At 44.7% G+C, this 5,633-nt stretch carries 4 protein-coding genes; all 4 read right to left on the bottom strand.

What is annotated here, in order from left to right:
• Window positions 1-305: 305 nt before the first annotated feature.
• Window positions 306-2,357: an NAD(P)H-quinone oxidoreductase subunit 5 gene (locus tag BGL89_RS17400; protein ID WP_286826794.1), complete on the bottom strand. Its 2,052-nt coding sequence runs from the start codon at window positions 2,355-2,357 to the stop codon at window positions 306-308.
• 163 nt (window positions 2,358-2,520) lie between these two features.
• A complete protein-coding gene (locus BGL89_RS17395; protein WP_286826795.1) occupies window positions 2,521-3,660 on the bottom strand; it encodes a hypothetical protein in 1,140 nt (379 codons plus the stop codon).
• Entirely contained in the window at window positions 3,657-4,397 is a 741-nt protein-coding gene (locus tag BGL89_RS17390; RefSeq protein WP_286826792.1) for a FlgD immunoglobulin-like domain containing protein, read from the bottom strand. Before BGL89_RS17390 ends, BGL89_RS17395 begins: the two co-directional genes overlap by 4 nt.
• On the bottom strand, window positions 4,394-5,633 hold a 1,240-nt coding region (locus tag BGL89_RS17385; protein WP_286826791.1), incomplete at its 5' end, for a tetratricopeptide repeat protein. The genes BGL89_RS17390 and BGL89_RS17385, both read right to left, overlap by 4 nt.

Here is a 5,633-nt window from a genome sequence, read left to right as displayed (position 1 = left end):
TTAAATTCCCTTGTTTCCACCACCTCCAAGCCGTTCGATAACTTATTCCTGTTTTTTTTGCCTAGTCTGATAGTTTCGTGTTCACATATTATCATGGCTGGCTATATCTGACTATATTTGTATTGAAACTTTACAATACCATTTTTCTAAAGTAATGGCAGAAATGGTTAATTGCCCTCACCCCCAACCCCTCTCCCAGAACCGATCTATTAATAATTTAGTATTACTGCCTGCTATAAACCAAAAAAACTGCTGAAAAAAGGGGCTTTGCGCCCCTAAAAATCTTTAGTCAAGGGATTAAAAATTTACACCAGACTATAGACAATTACTAAACCCAAAACTGCGGCAAAGACAATTAAAGCATAGAATTGGGCGCGACCATTTTCAAGGTATTTGAGACCTTCACCACTGACAAGAGTAGCTAAACCGGTTAAATTCACTGCCCCATCAATAACGCGATAATCCACTTCCATAATTTGCCGCGCGAGACGACGACAACCCTGGACGAAAACTCGATCATACAGATTGTCAATGTACCATTTGTTCAGGGAAAAACGATACAAAGCGGGGAATTTTTCGGCAATAGTTGCGGGGTCAATTTTCTTCTGGAGATACATCAAAGAAGCGACAGTAATCCCGATTAAAGCAATCCCTACGGAATTACCCGCCATGATTAAAAACTCTGTCCAATCAAAAGCATGAACTTCTTCCACCACTTCGTTAGGAACATGAATAAAACCCTCGAAGAAATTCTGCCAAGGTTTACCCACCAAACCGATTAACAAAGAGGGAACCGCTAAAATCATTAGAGGTAAAGTCATAGTAATTGGCGATTCGTGGGGTTCCTGGGCATGATGGCCGTGGTTGTCTTCTTCCTGCGCTTCCGAGTCTAATTGCTTAACATTCATTGCCCCCGGTCCAAAAGCCGGAATCGCACCCGCATTGGCTAACAGTCGGCGTTTAATCTCCTTATTAGTACCTCTAAACTCCCCTTCAAAGGTGTTAAAGTACATCCGGAACATATAGAAAGCCGTTAAACCCGCAGTACCCCAACCGATTAACCATAAAGCTGGGTTCGCCTCAAAAGCTAAACCGAGAATTTCATCCTTCGACCAGAAACCGGCGAAAGGAGGAATCCCGCAGATGGCTAGAGTTCCCACCAGGAAAGTTAGGGCAGTAATGGGCATATACTTGCGTAAACCGCCCATCATCCGCATATCTTGCGCTAAAACCGGCTCATGACCGACCACATCCTCCATACCGTGGATGACGGAACCGGAACCGAGGAACAACATCGCTTTAAAATAAGCGTGGGTCATCAGGTGGAATAACCCCGCACTATAAGCACCGATACCCATAGCCATAACCATGTAACCCAATTGGGAGATGGTGGAATAGGCTAAACCCTTTTTGATATCATTCTGGGTGAGGGCGATACTTGCCCCTAGAAAAGCAGTAAAGGCCCCCGTCCAAGCAATTACCGTCATCGCCGTGGGAATTGGCTCAAAAACGGGATACATCCGGGCAATCAGGAAAACTCCGGCAGCTACCATGGTGGCGGCGTGAATCAGGGCCGAAATCGGGGTCGGACCTTCCATGGCATCCGGTAGCCAGACATGAAGGGGAAACTGGGCTGATTTGGCCACGGGTCCAAGGAAGACTAAAACGGCGAATAATGCCGCTAAACTGCCGGCAATGGCTCCAGAAGAGACTAATTCCTCTAGACGTTCACCCATGATATCAAACTCGAAGCTGCCGGTGGCCCAGAAAAGACCCAGCATTCCCAGTAATAAGCCAAAATCGCCGACGCGGTTGGTAACAAAGGCTTTTTGACAGGCATCGGCGGCCGCCGGACGAGTGAACCAGAAACCTACTAGCAGATAGGAACACATCCCCACCAATTCCCAGAAAACGTAGATCTGGACGAGATTGGGACTGATGACCAAACCGAGCATAGAACTGCTAAAAATGCTCAGATAGGCGTAAAAACGCACATAACCGGGGTCGTGGGCCATGTAACCATCGGTATAAATCATCACCAAAAAGGCTACAGTGGTGACGATAACCGACATTAAAGCACTGAGGTGATCGATCGTATAACCCATTTTCAGGTGAAAGTTACCCGCCGATGCCCAATCGATCATTTGGTTGTAGGGAGCGTGTCCATTGATTTGACTCCACAGCAGCGCAAAGGACAGCACCATCGACGCGCCGAGGGTAGAAATGATCAATACAGCATTTACCTGTCGCAGACGATTGGTGGCTTCATTAAAGGAAATTAAGCCCGCGCCGACTAGGGTAGCGCCTACCAAAGGCAGGACGGGAACTAGCCACGCGTACTGATAAAGCGGTTCCATTCAGTAATACCTAGTTTACAACTTCACACTATTTGGTTTATCTTCATCTATTGTGACATAGGTTAATTCTTAAGAAAGTGTTTATCCTAGTTCTGCTCAATAAGGCGGCGAAAGGTCAAAGGATCTTATCAATTTGGCAGTTTAGCGAGCGGGACGGTAGTTTTTAGGGAGAAGCGGCAAAATTATCAAATAACCACGAAAGCAAGGAAACAATCAAACCGCCAGAAAAGGAAATTATCGCCACGATCGCCTCGCTACCAAGATAACGCGATAAAAAACTGCCTTGAATTTGGGCGATCGGTAGTCGCGGATTTAACCCCACTTGGATGCTGTTGGTATTGCCGGAAACGCTTACTTCTAAACCTTGTGATGCTTCGGTAATCTGCAAGTTTTCCCCCGTGGTTTTTAGTTTGAGGTTTTGGTTGGTATCCTTTGGGATAATTTTTATCTGATTTAATATCTCTACTCCCGGTTTCTCGACGATCAGGAATTGGTTTTCTTCTAGCTTAAGATCCTGTTGAGCCATCCGGATATTACCGGAAATAATTGTCGATTCCACTAAGTCATCTCTCACATTATTACCGGTGATAATCGGTCTCTCAAATCTAACATTATTAACTTTAATATTGCGCCAAAAAATAGGCTGTTCTTGATCTTGAGCAAGTTGTAAATTAACATCGATCGCTTGTTGTATTTCTAATTGAAATTCGGTGGTACTGAGATTAAATTCGAGGGGAATATCCTCTTTTTTTAGGGGTAAATTAGCAATTTTATAACCAGAAAGAGTTATTTTAATCGGGTTGCCGCTAGGATTAAATGATAAATTTACTGGTTGAGAATTTGGCTGCAAACTAAAAGCCAAAAGATTATTAAAAGGAGCGTATTTGAGATTTTTTACTCTAGTTTCCTTTTGTAAACGGAGTTCTTGCAGGATAAAATCCGCCGTCGGAGTAATTGTTAAAGTGCTATTTTCTCGGATTGATTCAATTTCTAGTCGCTCTCGTTTATCGAGTTCGGGATCGGCAAGACTGCTAAAGGTGCCAGCGAGGGTAAATTTTTTCAGTCCCGATAGGTCTATCTGGGAAAGATTATCGACATCTTTGAGCAATAAACTTTCGTTTTCTTGACAGGTAAAACTAAAGCTTTTTACCAATAAATTGCCTTCAAAGTTTTGTTTAACTGGGATAATTCCCCAAAAAATCGACAGGAAAACCAGTGCTAGAGTAACTATAAAAACTGTGCAAAACTTGAGATTTTTCCTGATAAATCGCCAGAAACTTTTAAAATTATGCTTGGACCTCATTTTAGCCACTGGGGATTATGTTCAAAAGTTATATTAATCGGGGCATTTCTGGGAGGAGCATCATCTTGTTCTAATAAAGCTTTGACTCGCAATTCGTACAATCCCGCCTTAGCCAGTTTACCATCAGAAGTACGACCATCCCAAGTAAAGAAAATTTCTCCTTTTGGTTGCCAGTTAGGGCGAGAAGTCTCATAGATAACCTCGTTGTTCTGGAGGATTTGTAATTCTTTGATCTGGCTACGCACATTAGAAAAGAGGACGATATCGTAGGTTGTTGCCTGATTAAAAATAACTGGCAAATAGATCAATTTACCGTCACTGATAGAGGCCGTGGCCCGCAGACTTTCAAGGGCGATATCTTCGCGATCAATAACATAGTTAGACCATTTAAATTGATAGCGAGAACCTTGGGGACGCAAGGTGAGGGGATCGAGTTGATAATTTTTTGGCACAGAACGCACTATCACTTTCGGCGCTCGGTTATTACGACTAGGCACTTCCAACTTTAGGGAGTCAGTCATCTCCCGAATCCGGCCGATAGAAAGGGAAATAAGACTAAAACTGCCGGCAATATCGATCGGAGCTATTCCCTCACAGCGCTTATAATTATCTCTCTGGATATAATTGCTAGATCTGGTATTTCCTGTCCCACAGTTTTGAGCTTGAATAGGAGGGAAGAGCGAGACTAAAATAAGACTAAGAATTGTTAAGTTGAGGACAATAAATGATTTTTTCATGGTACAATTACCTGCCATTGAGCTAATTTTTGGAGAACTCGATCGATTGGGTAAGCCAAACCGAAACCGGAAGAATCGATTTGGGACTCGCTAATCGTCCTAAACATCAATCCGATCACCCGCATTTCCCGATCGAATACTGGACTACCAGAAGCGCCAACTGCCAGACTCACATCGATTAATAAATTGCCGCTACTAGACTGAATGCCGATGGTAATCGCCTCGTAGCTCGACCAATCTTTTGATTCAGGATGTCCGATGATAGAAATCCGTGTTTTTGCGGCAATTTCGCCTTGATGAAAGGTTAAAGGACTGATATCGTCTGGTAAACCCGTGACTTCCAGCAAAGCTAAATCCAAGTTTTCTTCGGGTTGGGTGATGTGAATTATTTTAGCCACTGCACGATCGCGCGGGAGGTTGGGTAGATTTTCGCCGTAATAGGGTTCCACTTCCAGATTATCGCCCCTCTGTTCCGTGTCGCGATCAACCACCACATGACGATTAGTGATAATCCACACCGTTGTTCCCCGGCGTTTGACCACATAACCCGTACCGTAGGCAGTCCCCTTGGCGTTACCGGTAAAGACCACACTGATTTTAACGATCGATCGCTTGATCGGGGTGAGGGGATCCTCTTGGGGTAGATATTTAGTATTATTCAAAGCGATGATCTGCTCCGGTTGTTGCTGCAAGGATAACAAGCGCCGGGCCTCTTGCAGGTTATTGCTGGCAAATTCAAACTTCGGATCGATTTTTGTCGCCTTCTCGAACTCAGCGATCGCTGCCTCTAGCTTGCCCTGTTCCTGTAGGAGCAGACCCAAATTATTATGGGCAAGGGTGTGAGCGGTAGTAGGAGTCCCAGTAGTATCATCCGGTAAATCTAAGGCCCGACGGTACATTTCCTCGGCTTCTGTCAGTTTTTTCTGGTCCCTTAGCACGAGACCGAGATTGTTGTAGGCATAGACAAACTTATCATCAAGAGCGAGCGCCCTACGGTACATTTCCTCCGCTTCCGTCAGTTTTTTCTGGGCCCTCAGCACGGCACCGAGACCGTTGTAGGCATGGACATACTTATCATCAAGAGCGAGCGCCCTACGGTACATTTCCTCGGCTTCCGTCAGTTTTTTCTGGTCCGACAGCACGTTACCGAGACCGTTGTAGGCATGGACATACTTATCATCAAGAGCGAGCGCCCTACGGTACATTTCCTCAGCTTCCGTCAGTTTTTTCTGGTCC

The organism is Microcystis sp. LSC13-02 (assembly GCA_002282935.1).
In the GTDB taxonomy this organism is placed as follows: domain Bacteria; phylum Cyanobacteriota; class Cyanobacteriia; order Cyanobacteriales; family Microcystaceae; genus Microcystis.
This window is presented reverse-complemented; position numbering and strand designations above follow the sequence as displayed.

Bases quoted from the DNA above. Each gene is read 5' to 3' on its own strand.
- BGL89_RS17400 (WP_286826794.1), bottom strand. From the start codon at position 2,357: ATGGAACCGCTTTATCAGTACGCGTGGCTAGTTCCCGTCCTGCCTTTG.
- BGL89_RS17395 (WP_286826795.1), bottom strand. From the start codon at position 3,660: ATGAGGTCCAAGCATAATTTTAAAAGTTTCTGGCGATTTATCAGGAAA.
- BGL89_RS17390 (WP_286826792.1), bottom strand. From the start codon at position 4,397: ATGAAAAAATCATTTATTGTCCTCAACTTAACAATTCTTAGTCTTATT.